Below are 15,255 nucleotides of genomic sequence, written 5' to 3' on the forward strand. Positions count from 1 at the left end.
AACCCGGGCGTCTTGACTGGTTTTTTTATAGGATTGGACTCAACAGACGCGACACGCTCTCTTTGAAGCGAATCCATTTCGTCCGTGTCTCATAACGTTCGAGCGTCAACAGCTCAGCGCACGATTTGTCGCGGTCGAATGCGTCGATGACGGACCGGGCGACAGCCTCATCATAGACGAGGGCTGAAATCTCGAAGTTGAGGTGGAAGCTGCGGGCGTCGATGTTCGTCGTCCCGATCGAAGCGACCTCGCCGTCGATGACGAGCGTCTTCGCATGCAAGAAACCGCCCTCGTACGTATACACCTCGGCCCCGTACCGGACGAGTTCGGCCGCATTGGCGTATGTCGCCCAGTAGACAAACATGTGATCCGGTTTGTTCGGGATCATCAGTTGAATCTTCGTCCCTGACATGAGCGCGATCCGGCAGGCGTCAAGGAAACTCGCGTCCGGGATGAAGTATGGTGTCTGAATGTAGATCGTCTCTTTCGCTTCCCCGATCATCTTGACGAGCATATTCTTTAAATGCTCCGTCGTCGAGTTCGGACCGGACGTGACGATCTGGACGGGTGACTTGAACGCCTCGAGGGTCTTGCTTGGCCAAATGAACTCTTCTTTCAACGCTTTTCGTTTCGTCGGGACGGAACGGTTCCAATCGAGCAAGAACCGTTCAAGCAACTCTTGGACCGCCTCCCCGTTCATCCGCAGATGGACGTCACGCCAATAGCCGAAATGCTGGTTCGTCCCCATATACTCGTCGCCGACGTTGAAGCCGCCGATATAGCCGATGTCGCCGTCGATGACACACAGTTTGCGGTGATTGCGATTGTTGACGCGGAAGTTGATGCCGAGGCTCGACGGGAAGAACGACTTGACCTCGCCTCCGCTTTCGATCAGCTCTTTGAAATGTTTACGTCTCAGCCCTCTCGAGCCGACGGCGTCATAGAGCAACCGGACCCGGACACCGGCTTGGGCCCGGTTGGTCAGCGCCGCGATCAACGCCTGGCCGAGCGAATCGTTCTGGATGATGTAGTATTGGATATTGATTTCTTGTTTGGCCGCCTCGATATCGTCGAACAAGGCCGCGAACTTCTGTTTCCCGTCATGGATGACTTGGATGTCGTTATGATACGTGACGAGCGCGTTTGTCGACGACAGGTTCAACCTGGCGAGACGCCGGTATTTTGCTAACAGCGGGTCTTGCTTGAAGATCAGCTGGTTCCCATCCAACTCATCGAGCTGTTGTTGAACGTGCAACGCATACTCACTACGCCGCTCTTCGTCGACTTGATAGAAGTTGTTCGACTTGATCAAACGACCAAAGAAGATATAGATGAAGAAACCGATGAGCGGCAAAAAGAAGAGGACGAGCAGCCAGGCCCATGTCGAGCCGATGTCGCGCCGTTCAAAGAAGATGATCGTGATGGCGAACGTCATGTTCAAGATGACGAGCAGGATGCCGAACACGCTGATGATGATTTCTGTCGTGAGCATCAGGTTCTCCCCCCTTTTACGATTTGGTACATACCCGGTTTTTCTGACCAGACAAGACCTGATATATCTAGTTTGCCTGATTTCGAAGGAGAAAGGTATACGAGCTTGCAGGTTTGAGCGAATAGAACGCAAAAAAACACCGCGCCTGCGGTGTTTTTGGGGTCGATCGATTAGTTTAAGACTTTGATTGTGATTGATTTACGACCGAAGTTGAGCGCTTGTTCACGTGTCGGCATCAAGAGGTCAATTTTGTTCCCTTTGATTGCGCCGCCAGTGTCTCCAGCGATTGCTTCGCCGTAGCCTTCAACCCATACTTTAGAGCCGAGTGGGATGACTGAAGGGTCAACCGCGATGACTTTTTGGTTCGGGTTCGAACGAACGTCGATACCTGTTGCCGTGATACCAGAGCAACCTGCACAATATGGCGTGTACGCCGTTGCTTCAACTGTCATCGTCTTACCCGAAGCCGGAGCTTGAGTTTGCGTTGTAGACGTAGACTGTTTTGTCACCGGTGCAGACGTTGATGCTTTTGGTTTAGCTGCTGGTGCACTGTTCGCAACCGATGCTGCTTTGGCACCTTTCACAGCGAATTGTTGACCAGGGAAAATGAGATCTGATTTAAGACCGTTCCATGTCATCAATTGATTGACAGAGACACCATTGTTTTTCGCGATCCGATACAACGTGTCGCCTGATTTAACTGTGTAAGTGTTTGAAGAAGCTGTCGCTTTCGCTTCCGACTTCGCAAGCTTCAACACTTGGTTAGGATAAATCATATTCGAGTTTAAGCTATTTGCTTGTTTGATGTCGTTCACAGATACACCGTTGTTCACGGCGATACGGTACAAAGTATCTCCAGACTGAACCGTGTGTGTTGATGCTGCCGAAGCTGGAGCAGCGACTCCTAAACTAAGGCCAGCGAGTGCCGTTAGTGTCAATAGTGGTTTTTTCATAAGAATATTCCTCCCTTTTCTAACGCTCCCTTACTGTAACACCTCTATATTTCACTGCCGTTACAGGCTGATATGAGAGTGATATCAGTTCAGTTACAGAAGCTTTCAGGGAGATGAGAGGAGTCTGAATTCTTACAATCTAGATAAAAATGGCTTTGTTGAGCCGTTTTCAGCTATACTGATAAGGTGAGAAAGGAGGTTTTAGTCTTTGGAACTATTACTGCTGTATTACATTGTGACTAATTTACTAGCGTTTATGTCATTTTTCCTTGATAAACGACGTGCAAAATCCGGGGCTTGGCGTATTTCGGAACAAACGTTGCTCATTCTCGTCTGGATCGGGGGAGCGTTTGGGTCTTATGTCGCGATGCGCCTCTTCCGTCACAAGACGTTGAAGCCGAAGTTTCGAATCGGGGTCCCGGTCGCGATTCTCGTTCACGCCGGGATCACGTCACTTTTCATCTTCTGAGTGGATCCGGCTATCTTTTCTGCTCCATTGTATAGAAGGAACGTGATAAGACGTCTCGTGACAATAGATATATAAATGTCGGATTAATCATTAATTCATCTGGTTAAAGACTGTCAGCCCGGAGTAATCCCGAAACAAATGTTCAAATATTGAGGTGGGATGAAGATGTTGGAACAAAGTTCACTTCAGAGCGTGGAATCGACAACAGGCGCGGTCATGACAGCTATGATCCACGTGACCGATCACTTCCACGCCTTTATAGTGAGGGCGGGTCGCGTCGACTTGATGGTCAACGGGGACCGTCATAGTCTTCGCACCGGGTCGGGCCTTTTGTTAGCGCCGGGGCAACTGTATCAAGTCGTTTCGTCCGAAGAAGCGACTCGGTTCGTCGACGTCCGGGTCGATCCGTACGACTTGTTCGCGCCGTTGCTTGCCGAAAGGTTCGTCACGCCGTTCATGACGGGGGCGACGTTGCCCCTAAAACTCCTCACGCCGACCGAGCGCGCGGAGAAGGCCGTGTTAGATACGATTGACAAGGTATCCCGAAGTTTACATGGCGACTCATCGTTCGCCCTCTTAGATGCCACGCTCCAGATGGCGGTCGTCTGGCGTTACTGGATTCAACAGACAAACGAGCAACCGCGATTGGTCGGTCAAGACCGGATGAAGGCGATGCTCGCTTATATCCATGAACATGTGACGGAGCGCGTGACGCTCGAACAGATTGCCGAGGCCGGTGGCTTGAGCCGGGCGGAATGTTGCCGTTATTTCACGAAGTGGACCGCCACGAGCCCGCTCGCCTATGCATGTGACGTCCGCATGGAAGCGGCGGCGCATCAGTTACAAGAGACGACGGAGTCGGTCGCCGCAATAGCGAGTCGCTTCGGCTACACGAGCGTCAGTCACTTCGTCCAGACGTTCAAGAAAGTACATAAGGTCACCCCGCTCGCTTACCGCAAGGGCAAGAAGACCAAGTGAAGAGGAAATGAAAACAGGAGTCTGGCCGCCGAGTTTCGATGGCTAGACTCCTTCTTTTTGCGTTCTCGATGGACGAGAGACGATGTCATTCCTCATGCACGACCGACACGATGACATTTCCAACTTTCTGACCGGCGTCCACATAGCGGTGCGCTGCGACGATTTCCTCCATCGGATAGATCGAATCGATGACGGCCTTCAGGTCTCCGGCTTCAAACATCTGATTCAACAGGCTCAGATCTTCTTTCCGCTCACTCGCTACTCCCTGTCCGGCAACCGAACTGAACCGGCCTGTTTCCCCGACATGTTTACGAGCCTTCCGTTTATCGATTTTCCCTGCCGCGTCAAACACAGCGTCGTACGTTGTCAGTTCGCTGTCATAGCCCTCTTTTGTATAATCGATGACGACGTCTGCGCCAAGGCTTTTGACCAATTCGAAGTTTCGTTCCCGACAGACAGCTGTCACGTGAGCACCGAAATGTTTGGCGATCTGTACCGCGATGGAACCGACCGCCCCGGAGGCTCCGTAAATCAATACGGTCTTCGCCTGTTCGATGTTCACTTTACGCAAAAAATGAAGAGCTGTCGTTCCGCCGAACGGAAGACTGGCTGCTTCTGCAAAGCTTGCGTGTTGAGGCATGAGTTCGACACACTTCGTCTCTTTGATGCATGCATATTCGGCATAGCCGCCAAATCGCATCCCGGTCAGCGCATAGACACGATCTCCCACCTTGAAGTGTTGTACGCGGCTGCCCGTCTCCACCACTTCACCTGCTAGGACGACACCTAAGACAGGCTGTCTCGGCGCTTTAAAGCCGACGACGACCCGCATCGGCAACTTGCCTGCTGTTGGTACATCTAACGCACGAAGCCGGCGGTCCCCGGATTGAACGGCTGATGCGTGTACTTTAATCAGAAGTTCGGTTGCTTTTGGCACAGGCTTTTCGATCTCTTGAAGCTGTAACACATCCGGCGGACCATATGCGGTACAAATCACTGCTCTCATCGTGTACCTCCTCACAAGTCGCTTGTCTTTTAGCGGGCGGTCCAACCACCGTCTGCTTTCAAGACGTCCCCGTTGACGAAGCTTGAGTCACTTGAAGCGAGGAACAACGCGGCGCTTGCGATTTGGTCCGGTTCGCCAATCGGTGCTTCTCCTGCCGCTTGAATGGCGCGCATCCCGAGCTCGCTCGGCGCCGTGATCGTCGCCCCGATGTTCGTATTGACTCCGCCTGGTGCGATGGCGTTGGCCCGAATCTTGCCGAATGTGCCATACGTCGCGGCGATGTTTTTCGTAAGGCCGATGAGCGCGTGTTTTGATGCGACGTACGCGGCCCCGCCTCGTGTCCCGAACAAACCGCCGACCGAGGCGATGTTGATGATGACCCCACCCGACTCCTGTTTCTCCATCACGTTGATGGCGGCCCGGGCGATCTTCATCGGACCGGTCAAGTTGACGGCGATGACACGGTCCCATACGTCGTCGGTCACTTCACCGACCGTCATGAAGTTGTCCATGATGCCGGCGTTGTTCACTAAAATATCGAGTGAGCCGAACTGCCCCGTCGCCGTCGCGACCATGTTGTCGATGTCCGCTTGCTTCGTCACGTTCGCGGCGATACCGACCGCTTCCCCGCCGGACGACTTGATCTCACTTGCGACCGCCTCGACCGTATCCCCGTTCATATCGACGGCGACGATGCGAGCACCTTCCGCGGCGTATAGCTTGGCGATGGCCCGCCCCATGCCAGAACCGGCACCGGTCACGAGCGCTGTCTTGCCTGATAGTTTCACACAGCATTCCTCCTTGGCTAAGTAGAAGACGACACAGCAAAACGACAAGTGCGGACTGGACACGTGTCAGTAGTTTATACCCGAATTTGAAGCGACCTGCATGCTGTTGATGGAAGAATGTTCTTCTTTTCGTACGATATCTCCTTTACAATGAAAGGAATACATATATTAGGATTTGAGGAAGGGTTGATGACTTGGGACGACATGATGCGGAAGTGATCGGGAGCGGGTCTCCGCTGTTGTTCCTACCGGCTGGGGGATTCTCAGGAAACGAGGGACTGACGCTCGCCGAGGCGCTTGCCGACGACTTCGAGGTCCATCTGCTCGATCTGCCAGGGTTCGGGCGTAGCGAAGGACTCAAAGGGAGAGTCACTTCTTTGGAATTAGCGGATTGGGTGAACGGCTATATCGTGGAAGCAGGACTCGGCCTTGTCCATGTGAGCGGTCACTCGCTCGGGGGCGCGGTCGCCCTCGCGTTTGCCGCCCATTACCCTGAAAAGCTGGAACGGCTCGTCTTGCTCGACGCCGGACATAAGCCGTTCCCGCGTGTCCCACTGCAAGAATATGGCGCGTTTGGACTCGTCGTCCCGCTCTTGAACGTGATCTACCGCATGCTTAAGCCGACAGCCGTCCGGAAAATCGAGGCGAGGTTCATAACGGACAAAGCGGCAGAATCGATTTCAGAGGAACAGTTCAAAGCGTTCTGCACGCAGACGGGGTCACCTGAGCGGGACGAAGTACGCCGGGCCTTGGATGCTCCTGCCAAACTAAGTCCCGGTGGAATGAACTTACTGTTCGGCTACTATAACTTGGACATGAGCCAGCTCATGAGGATGCTCCGCGTACCAACGCTTCTCGTCTACGCTGACTTTATCGACGTGGACACGAAAGAAGCTGAATTGACGAAGACTGCCGTTGCGAGTCTTCAGCAAGACCGAGTTCCGGTCACCTATCAGTCCGTTCCCGGAGGTCACTTCGTTCATTGGAGTCCGGAGTTCCCGCTCGAGCGGGTGCGTCAGTTTTTATTATCAACACAAGGAGCGAGTTCTTATGAAGCGTAATCAACAGCTTGTGCTCATCATCGTCGTTGTGTTTCTACTCTCTGCCGGGATTGTCTGGCAAGTGGAATCGACCGGGCAACCCGAATTATCAGCGACGGCCGAGCCCATCCTGGTCCATCAGATCGCTGACCCTGAGATGACAATCCGTTTCTTCACAGAACGCTACTCAACGGACGAGCTGAGCGATGAACTGTTCATCGAAGGCATCGGCTTAGAGATTACCATCGACGACCGTGTCGAATCGGTTACGTCCCGCTCGCTGTCAGATGATGGTCTCACCTGGTCGGTCGACGGACGGACGTGCGGGGATGAGCCAGACTGTGTTCCGTTTGATATCTTATATGGGATGAATCATGGGACGACGACACGTGTCGTCGTCGAGTTGGACGGGGACCGCTTCGAGCCGGAATTAATGGAAACGAAAGCCGGGAATGACGTCTGGTTCGTCGTCGTCGACCAAATCGAATCGATTGACGCCATCACGGGTTATGACGCCTCGGGTGACGTCGTGTATCGCTATCCTCAATGAAAAAGAGATTCGGGGAGTAGTCCCCAAATCTCTTAACGTTCACAGGCGATCCCGTCTCTATCACGGTCTTTCCCAATGTTTGCTTGGTAGAGTGCCGCGTTGACGAGCGGCTTATACTGCGTCTTGCCGCCTTTGTTTTTGATGGTCTTGTTTTTCGCGACACCACCCTTGTAGGTTTTGTTGAGCTCGGTACAGTTTTTAAACTTTTTGGCAGCGGCATCAGCCGGATTTGCAGGAGCAAGGCTCAGCGTAAACAAAGCGAGACAGGCCACAGTTGCACGAAGCAGTTTCTTCATTCTTATTTCCTCCAAATTAGCAGACGATACGTCTAGCAGTTTTCATCATTATACGGTTGATTACGAGCAATATACCTCTTTTGGAAATGTCATGACGGAAGAAAGGAAGTATTACATTATGGACTTATTCATATTGATGCAAGAGCGCGCAGTACCTCTGCTCGTGCTCACATTTTTCTTGGTACTGAATCTTGCATTCCTAATAGGGGTTTGGAAGAAACGGATCAACTTCTCAAAACTTTTTTTGCTGTTCGCCAGCTCACTCGCTGTGGTTCTCATGATTTCATCCGTCATGCTCATCACATTTACGTTATTCATTGGCTATAATCAGTGACTTTTGCAAATTCCTATTGCCGCAACATCTGTAGAAGGAATAAACCCACCTCTTTTTTTTGAAAGAGGTGGGTTTATTTATGGAAAATTATTTTGTCGCTTCGTATTCCAACGCTTCCCCGTTCGTCTCGATGACGTGCTTATACCAATCGAACGAGTCTTTCTTCATCCGCTCCATCGAGCCGTTACCTTCATTGTCACGGTCGACGTAAATCATGCCATACCGCTTCTTCATCTCGCCCGTCGTGAACGAGACGATGTCGATGATGCCCCACGGCGTGTAGCCGATCAAGTCGACGCCGTCATGGACGACCGCTTGTTTCAACTGCTCGATGTGGGCTTTCAAGTAATCGATGCGGGCCGCGTCGTGAATCTTTCCGTCGACGATCTCATCGACGGCACCGAATCCGTTCTCGACGATGAAGAGCGGGATCTGATAGCGGTCATACAACCGGTTGAGCACATAGCGAAGACCGACCGGATCGATCGCCCAACCCCAGTCGCTCGACTTGATATATGGGTTCTCGACACCGTTTGGCAGACCGCCGTTGACGATGTCGCCGCTGTTGTCGGCGACGACGTCGCTCTTCACGGTCGTCGACATGTAGTAGCTGAAACCGAGGTAGTCGACAGTCCCGTTCTTCAAGATGTCGTCGTCCCCGTCCAGGAACGGGATGTTGTAGCCTTCACGCTCGAACTCGTTCAAGGCGTAGCGCGGATAGAACCCGCGTACTTGCACGTCCGGGAAGAAGTAGCGCTGGCGCATCATCTCCTCGGCGAGCATGACGTCGTCCGGGTTCGACGAATACGGATAGATCGGCACGTGCGATACCATCGCCCCGATCTCGAAGTCCGGGTTGATCGCTTTCCCTTTGGCGACGGCAAGCGCGCTCGCGATCAACTCATGGTGCCCCGTCTGATACATGACCTCACGGGCGTTCTCGCCGTCCTCGACGATGACGCCTGAGTTCGTCCAGAGGAAGAGCGGGTTGTTGACGTCCATCTTGTTGTTGATCTCGTTGAACGTCATCCAATATTTGACCTTGTCTTTGTAACGGTCGAAACAGGCCTCGGCGAAGCGGACGAAATGGTCGACGACGGCCCGGTTACGGAACCCGCCGTATTCGCGAGCGAGGTGGAGCGGCATCTCGAAGTGGGACAACGTGATGATCGGCTCGATATCATGCTTCAACAGCTCGTCGAACAAGTCATCGTAAAACTTGAGCCCGGCCTCGTTCGGTTCGGCGTCGTCACCGTTCGGGAAGATGCGGCTCCAGCCGATCGACGTCCGCAGGCATTTCAAGCCCATCTCGGCAAACAAGGCGACGTCCTCTTTATAGCGATGATAGAAATCGATCGCTTCATGGTTCGGATAAAACTCGTCCGGTTCGACCTTGTCCGTGATCCGGCGCGCGACGCCGTGGGCGCCGGCCGTCAAGACGTCGACGACGCTCGGGCCTTTGCCGTCGGCGTCCCAGCCGCCTTCAAATTGATGGGCGGCGAGGGCGCCACCCCATAGAAAGTCTTTCGGTAATGTCTTCATGTTTATTCCTCCTCGTCTAATCTAAATCACCAACATCGAATCATACACGCCAAGTATAATTGTACCGATACAATTATACAAGTACGATACATTTAGATGCTCGTCGGAATGGTGACGTGGTACAATCGAGTTACCGAATATGAAGCGAGGAATATGCATGTTAAAATACCAACAGATTGCAGCAGAGATCGAACAGTACATCAATCAACATGATTTGAAACAAGGCGATAAACTGCCCGTGCTCGAACAGTTGATGAGCCAATATGCCGTCAGTAAGAGCACGGTGACGAAAGCGCTCGAACTGCTCGAACGGCGTGGGGTAGTCTTCCAACTTCGCGGGAGCGGCATCTTCGTCCGGCGTCATAACCGCCCGGGCTACATGAGCCTGTTCTCGACGCAAGGGTTCAAGAGCAATCTCGGCGACCGCGTCTTGACGTCGGACGTGCTCGACGTCTCGGTCACAAAACCTGACGAGACAGTTGCGCAGAACCTCGGGATCGACGTGACGGACGACGTCTATCACGTCGAACGGGTCCGCTTCGTCGATGGCGAGGTGCTTTGTCACGAGGAGTCGTATTACGTGAAGCAAATCGTCCCGTATTTGAACAGGGAGATCGTTGCCGACTCGATCTTCGACTATGTCCAGAGCGCGCTCGGCGTCACGATCGGCTTCTCCGACATGTACATGCAGGTCGGTCGGTTGAACGCGACGGAAGCCGGATACCTCGGCTTGCAGGCGGACGACCCGACGCTTCGCATCGAGACGATCTTTCATCTCACGAACGGGAAGCCGTTCGACTACTCCCGCATCACCTATCATTACGAGCACTCGCAGTTCGTCGTTCAGGCGAACGGACCTTATATGTGAAAACACCGCTCCTACGCGAATTTGCGTGGAGCGGTGTTTGTGTGGGGTTCAGATGAGCGGTTTACGTTTCAAATCCAGTAACGTATCATCCGTTTTGTAAAGCAATTCGTTGAATCGTTCTGAACCATGCGCTTCGATGAACGCTTCTTCGGATGGGAAGATTGGAATAAACCATACCGGTAACACGGTCTGTTCGTCTCCTTCATAGACGAGAAACGATTCATCAAAATAAAACGGTGTCGTCACATAAATCGAGGAGAATTTCAATCGTTTGAAGACGTTCGGGGGGAGTTCAAAATACTCACCGAGTTTGAAAGCGTGATGTGTCTCGAGTGCATGCGTCGTTAATTGCCACAACAACTCAAGCACATCTTCATACGAACGTTTTTGCTTAAAACTCAACTGTAACTCTTGATGTGTATGAGTCCCGTCCTCGTTTTGTAGCGTATGCCAATGAAGGCCTAGCGTCGAAATCGTGAACGTATCGGTTATAGGGCTATCATCGAACTGCAAGAACTGCACGGCCTGCTCTAACAAATCCTCTGTTTCGAATTGATTCGTGAATTCTCCACAATGGGATTCTAAATGCTCTAAATAATTCATTATGTTTCCAACTTTCCTCATAGATTCTTACTTTACTATGGGTCCCTGTTCTCTATTCATCCAATCCATAATAAACCTCTCTTGGTGGCTGTTCAATGTTGGAAGTTCATGGCGTGAGAAAAAACGATGCTCGTGACTCTCTTCTCCTTCCTGCGTAAGTTCTCCTGAAAATCCCGTCGCATGAAAAATGATTTGAACACTAAAGACTTGATCTCAATTTTCATAAGAAGCATATCCTTCTTTTCCTGAATAAAGCCCAAACAAGCTTAGTTGACTGACTGTAAGACCCGTTTCTTCAAATCTTTCGCGTTGTGCTGCGCTCTCGAATGTTTCACCAGGTTCCATGACACCACCCGGGATTCCCCAAACGTCATAATTTTTACGATGCTGAAGCAAAATTTGATTATTGTGCTCGATTATGACGCCACAACCGACCGTCATTAATAGGTTAGTTCCAATGAGGTCCCGCATGTCTTGTATGTAGTTCAATCCATTTCCTCTTTTCATTATGAATTTCAAAACCGCTTAATCACTCCGTTCACATGGTCGAGAAAGTGATACACGTCGTGCGCATCATGCGCCAGTGCGAAGTTTCCGAAGATATGAGGATGATACTCTCCCATGAACGTTTCAAGTGTCTGTACAGACGTAGGGGATGAGAGGGACTGCCAAAACCCGTTTGCTTTCGGAATGCCGAGCTGGGGTAGCAGTTTGTCTTCAATCAACTTCTTCCAGTCGTCATCATGAAGCGTCAATCGATAGACTTTCTCTTTTGGTCCAAACGTTCCTCCGAGACAGAACGTCAATTCAATTGGATACGCACCACGTGTCACGTGGTAAAAGAACGTCTCATGATCTGCTCTGTCAATCGATTCAAAGGATTCAATTGTCGTTCCTTGGAGTGTCAGCCCCTCACGGGTATAGATCACCAACCAATCCGTTTTATTTGAGAACGTGACGACGCCTTGGCGATGTTCGTCACGGGAAAGTGTCAGCCATGGGGCAATCTCCTCACGATTGCGAACAATCCCGGATGTGACAGACTCCTCTTCTAAGCGTTCAAACGAGAAACGATGTCTCTTTGGCAACAGTACCTTTGTTTTCCGCTCCACGCGTAACGGGAACTCTGTGTCGGTGAGATGTCGGTAAATTAGGCGATTTGCTTCTCCCTCTTTTAATGCATGGCTCGGTAAAATCAGCCTCTCTGTCTGATGATAGATGATTCGACAAAGTTTCAAGTCCGGCTCTTTCTCGTAGTCCGTAAAACATGTCGCGATGTCCGAGACGTCTAGCGTCACACGGGTGATTTGGTCTCTCTGTTTACACACCTCAATCGGATGCATCCAGACATACACCGTCTCAACGACCTCAGATGGTGCGACATCTACATAGACGTCTTGAGTGAACGGATGCAAGACGAGGTAACGTAGCATCGTTGCATCCGTGAAATCCTCATCGATTTGTATATCATCCGAATGAAACGAAAAGATATCAGTGTCTTGTCGACGAATCGAGCGATACACGTCATCAAGCGCTTGGTCATAGACTCGGTCGAATTGATAACGGTCGATTTTCCATAACGTCCCATCGTTCGAACGTGATAACCTTTCCGTCTTTTGTTCAAATTTATCCGTGTCCACTGCGTGTCGACGCACAAATAAAGCCGTGGTCGCGTCAACTTCACGTAACCACGGACGTTTCACATTCATCTTTTCCATCGCCTCCGGTAAAAAAGATAACCGAGCGGGAGTCCCGTCAACAACGCGAGTCCAATCATCCGAAAAGATTTCGGCTCTATCGTCTGAACGTCACCTGAACCACCAGTAGGGGCATCCTCCACAGAACCTTGATCGTTTGAATGTGTTTCGACCAAGAGTTTCTGATACATCTCGAGCGTGATCGTGTCTCCGCCGATGAACCGTTTCGCATCGGTCGTCATGGCGGTCAACGTCTCCCCGTTTAAGTCAAACCAGGCATTCTCTTGAGCGGAATGGACGAGTGAGCCGGACACATCAGCTAAGGCAATGGCCAACTCGTCGCCATACCCGAACGTGGAGAAGGCGAAAATGCCCGGTTCTTGCTCCCACGTACCGATGACGTTTCTCGGCTCCCCATCTTGTAGGACGGCTGATACGTACTCCTTGCTCGAGACGAACGTACACATTTCGTCCAACGAATAACAGGATTGCGCGGCAATCAATACTTCATGGAGCGGACCGAACGAGACGGTGCGACTTTCCGTCAAGTGATAGTTACTCGGGTCGTCTCCTTCGATATGGTCGAGGACGATTGACTCGAAATGTTCTTCAGCGAAACGCTCCGCGGATCGTTCTGTCGGCGCCGCAGCTGCCGACGTAGCACCGAGCGTGAAGACCCCGGCTAAAGCGAATGTTGTGATCAGGCGGAACATGTTTCTTTCTCCTTTCAACCGACAGACATTTGTTTTAGGAATGACGCATCAATCCGAATCAGTTCCGCATGTGGATGTTTTTGGCGCTCGATGATTCGGCCAAACCGTTTTGAGGCGACGAATCGATTCGACTCGTTAATCCACGCCAGGCGCACGAGTGCGAGGCGCAACTGCTTACGACCGTCACTCATCCGAAGGTGATCGACTTTATTATCAGCATCTAGGCGATTGATGAACAGCTCGACTTTACACTCTTCCTTCACCAAATAGGATACCAGATAAGCGGCCTGTTGAATCAACTCTTCGTAACGGGCGTGGAGACCATTCCCGAGCGGACCGCTCAAGTCAAGCATCAATGTGAACGTATCGAGGTTTTGGCGCTCATATACTTTCGCCTGTAGCTTCCCTGTCTTGGCTGTAGCGACCCAGTCAATTTGTTTCACCGGCTCTTGCTCATATTGTTTTGAGCTTTGAATCATCAACGGGTCGTGGAGCGGTGAATGTTTGACGAGTCGGTCCCCCATCCTTACCAGGCGTGAATCGGAAGTAGATAGGTCGCTTCGTCACGAAGTTGTAGGGAATGCACGCGCTGATTTTCGTCAAACATCACCCTTCATAATCACAGCTCAGTAATCCTTCCTTTAAATAAAAGCCCCCAATCAATAGAGCGAACTGATTGGGGACCGGGTATCACGACTGCGATACTGGAAAATCATGTGACTTGTTTCGTCATTGCTGAAGAATCTCTTGATATTTGTAGCCCTCTAAGATTTCATGATCTTCTTTGAATGTCCAATCTTGAATCGAAAGCTTTGGATTTGATTCTAAGTAATGGTTGAGAATATCTTTTCCTAAAATATAGTTACTCCAGCGAGGAAGATTCTTTTGCTCATTACCGATAACAAAATCGTTAAATGTTGTTTCATAATCATTAACAAGGTTGGCTACATGCTCCTTCGTCTTCTCATCCATCGGTTCATGCCAAGGAGGTGAGACGCCTTTGACAATTCGATCTGCAAAAGCATCTGCTTTCCCTTCTAATATGACAGAATTTAAAACCGAACTAACCATAAAGTTTGGTGTGTCGCGAAGAATCAAGTGATGATATTCATGTGCAGTCGCATAAGCAAGGATATCTTTATCGAAGTCTTCATTCAGATAAAAGACAAAAGTATCTTTATATGCATTTCCACTAATCCCACCCAGTGACTCACCGATAAATGCAAATTCTGAATTGATTGGTACGAGAAAAATCGTACTTTTCTTTTTAGGAAGTGCCTGATGGGAAGCGATGTAAGTTTTTATAATCGTTTCTTCAATCTCACCATGTTTGCTCATCAGCACATCGATTCGATTTAGGAGTTGTTGCTCATAGGATGTCGATTTCATCAAAAAGTTGCCTTTCAAATCCGCTGTTCCGAACTTCTCCTCTTCTCCAATCTTCCCTATGTAATCGAGAACAAATTCTCTAAAAAATTTCTTTTTCTGTTCTGAATCATTCGTCTCTAGAGATGCCTCCAAATACTTTTGATACTGTGTGTAAAGTGGCACGATTTTTAATTCACTATCGTCGCTTATTTTTATAGTCTTAGGCTGCACGTTAACGTTCTCTTTTATAGCTTCGACATTTTCTTTGTCACCAATGCATGCCGATAACAGAATCAAAGGAATACAAAGTAGAAGAAGTGTGAATCTTTTCAACTGAACGACCTCCGTCTCTTTTTAAACCATCAAGCATTTATCGTGAGCTTTTATCATGATGATGTTTTTTCTCTTCGAAAGACTGTGTAGTAAAGATTTGTGAACGCTAGAATAAAATTGACAGTTTTTGCTCGATACGATTTTACACTATTGCCGAAGAATCAGAACAGAACTCCGATAGAGTAGTTGAAGCTATTTTATCTGGAGGGAATGGATTTGGAGGAA

General features: G+C 50.4%; 17 protein-coding genes. 5 read left to right on the plus strand and 12 right to left on the minus strand.

From position 1 onward, the window contains the following. Nucleotides 1-25 precede the first annotated feature (25 nt). Nucleotides 26-1,492, minus strand: coding sequence for a cardiolipin synthase (gene cls, locus EVJ30_RS12270; protein WP_131469311.1), 1,467 nt, complete (start codon nucleotides 1,490-1,492; stop codon nucleotides 26-28). A 170-nt stretch (nucleotides 1,493-1,662) separates the two neighbouring features. Continuing rightward, nucleotides 1,663-2,445 (minus strand): LysM peptidoglycan-binding and 3D domain-containing protein, encoded by a 783-nt coding sequence (locus EVJ30_RS12275; RefSeq protein ID WP_131457695.1) that lies wholly within the window; start codon nucleotides 2,443-2,445, stop codon nucleotides 1,663-1,665. 208 nt (nucleotides 2,446-2,653) lie between these two features. Between EVJ30_RS12275 and EVJ30_RS12280 the strand changes: the two genes are divergently transcribed. Both EVJ30_RS12280 and EVJ30_RS12285 read left to right on the plus strand, forming a co-directional pair. Then, nucleotides 2,654-2,914, plus strand: coding sequence for a DUF1294 domain-containing protein (locus tag EVJ30_RS12280; protein WP_236636088.1), 261 nt, complete (start codon nucleotides 2,654-2,656; stop codon nucleotides 2,912-2,914). Nucleotides 2,915-3,079: 165 nt separating this feature from the next. Beyond that, nucleotides 3,080-3,892 carry a helix-turn-helix domain-containing protein gene (locus tag EVJ30_RS12285; protein ID WP_161568843.1) on the plus strand — a complete coding sequence of 271 codons (813 nt, stop codon included), beginning with the start codon at nucleotides 3,080-3,082 and terminating at the stop codon, nucleotides 3,890-3,892. 85 nt (nucleotides 3,893-3,977) lie between these two features. Here EVJ30_RS12285 and EVJ30_RS12290 read toward each other — a convergent pair whose 3' ends face one another. Both EVJ30_RS12290 and EVJ30_RS12295 read right to left on the minus strand, forming a co-directional pair. Continuing rightward, nucleotides 3,978-4,898 (minus strand): NAD(P)-dependent alcohol dehydrogenase, encoded by a 921-nt coding sequence (locus EVJ30_RS12290; RefSeq protein WP_131469315.1) that lies wholly within the window; start codon nucleotides 4,896-4,898, stop codon nucleotides 3,978-3,980. Between the two features lie 29 nt (nucleotides 4,899-4,927). Continuing rightward, nucleotides 4,928-5,686: a glucose 1-dehydrogenase gene (locus EVJ30_RS12295; RefSeq protein WP_131469317.1), complete on the minus strand. Its 759-nt coding sequence runs from the start codon at nucleotides 5,684-5,686 to the stop codon at nucleotides 4,928-4,930. A 194-nt stretch (nucleotides 5,687-5,880) separates the two neighbouring features. Here EVJ30_RS12295 and EVJ30_RS12300 point away from each other — a divergent pair, with 194 nt between their 5' ends. Both EVJ30_RS12300 and EVJ30_RS12305 read left to right on the plus strand, forming a co-directional pair. Then, nucleotides 5,881-6,747 (plus strand): alpha/beta hydrolase, encoded by an 867-nt coding sequence (locus EVJ30_RS12300; protein WP_131469319.1) that lies wholly within the window; start codon nucleotides 5,881-5,883, stop codon nucleotides 6,745-6,747. Then, entirely contained in the window at nucleotides 6,737-7,276 is a 540-nt protein-coding gene (locus EVJ30_RS12305) for a hypothetical protein (RefSeq protein WP_131469321.1), read from the plus strand. Before EVJ30_RS12300 ends, EVJ30_RS12305 begins: the two co-directional genes overlap by 11 nt. Nucleotides 7,277-7,308: 32 nt before the next feature. Here the strand turns inward: EVJ30_RS12305 and EVJ30_RS12310 are convergent, their stop codons facing one another. Then, nucleotides 7,309-7,572, minus strand: a complete 264-nt coding sequence (locus EVJ30_RS12310; RefSeq protein ID WP_016508727.1) for an excalibur calcium-binding domain-containing protein — start codon at nucleotides 7,570-7,572, stop codon at nucleotides 7,309-7,311. A gap of 421 nt (nucleotides 7,573-7,993) precedes the next feature. Then, entirely contained in the window at nucleotides 7,994-9,448 is a 1,455-nt protein-coding gene (gene bglA / locus EVJ30_RS12315; protein ID WP_131469323.1) for a 6-phospho-beta-glucosidase BglA, read from the minus strand. A 157-nt stretch (nucleotides 9,449-9,605) separates the two neighbouring features. Here bglA and EVJ30_RS12320 point away from each other — a divergent pair, with 157 nt between their 5' ends. After that, entirely contained in the window at nucleotides 9,606-10,316 is a 711-nt protein-coding gene (locus EVJ30_RS12320; RefSeq protein ID WP_070327925.1) for a GntR family transcriptional regulator, read from the plus strand. A 48-nt stretch (nucleotides 10,317-10,364) separates the two neighbouring features. Here the strand turns inward: EVJ30_RS12320 and EVJ30_RS12325 are convergent, their stop codons facing one another. From EVJ30_RS12325 to EVJ30_RS12350, 6 genes are all read right to left on the minus strand, one after another. After that, the gene (locus EVJ30_RS12325) at nucleotides 10,365-10,919 is read right to left on the minus strand and encodes a suppressor of fused domain protein (RefSeq protein WP_070327260.1); all 555 of its coding nucleotides are present in this window, start codon (nucleotides 10,917-10,919) and stop codon (nucleotides 10,365-10,367) included. Nucleotides 10,920-11,132: 213 nt separating this feature from the next. After that, entirely contained in the window at nucleotides 11,133-11,426 is a 294-nt protein-coding gene (locus EVJ30_RS15455; protein WP_370250964.1) for an NUDIX domain-containing protein, read from the minus strand. Nucleotides 11,427-11,434: 8 nt separating this feature from the next. After that, a complete protein-coding gene (locus EVJ30_RS12335; RefSeq protein WP_161568844.1) occupies nucleotides 11,435-12,622 on the minus strand; it encodes a hypothetical protein in 1,188 nt (395 codons plus the stop codon). Nucleotides 12,623-12,624: 2 nt separating this feature from the next. After that, a complete protein-coding gene (locus tag EVJ30_RS12340; protein ID WP_131469327.1) occupies nucleotides 12,625-13,329 on the minus strand; it encodes a hypothetical protein in 705 nt (234 codons plus the stop codon). 14 nt (nucleotides 13,330-13,343) lie between these two features. Beyond that, complete coding sequence (locus EVJ30_RS12345) at nucleotides 13,344-13,853, minus strand: DUF58 domain-containing protein (RefSeq protein ID WP_236636089.1); 510 nt, start codon at nucleotides 13,851-13,853, stop codon at nucleotides 13,344-13,346. A gap of 205 nt (nucleotides 13,854-14,058) precedes the next feature. Beyond that, the gene (locus EVJ30_RS12350) at nucleotides 14,059-15,030 is read right to left on the minus strand and encodes a DUF2268 domain-containing putative Zn-dependent protease (RefSeq protein WP_131440684.1); all 972 of its coding nucleotides are present in this window, start codon (nucleotides 15,028-15,030) and stop codon (nucleotides 14,059-14,061) included. Between the last annotated feature and the right edge of the window lie 225 nt (nucleotides 15,031-15,255).

Origin of the sequence: Exiguobacterium sp. SH5S13 (assembly GCF_004337085.1) — a bacterium.
GTDB classification, from domain to species: Bacteria; Bacillota; Bacilli; order Exiguobacteriales; family Exiguobacteriaceae; genus Exiguobacterium; species Exiguobacterium aurantiacum_A.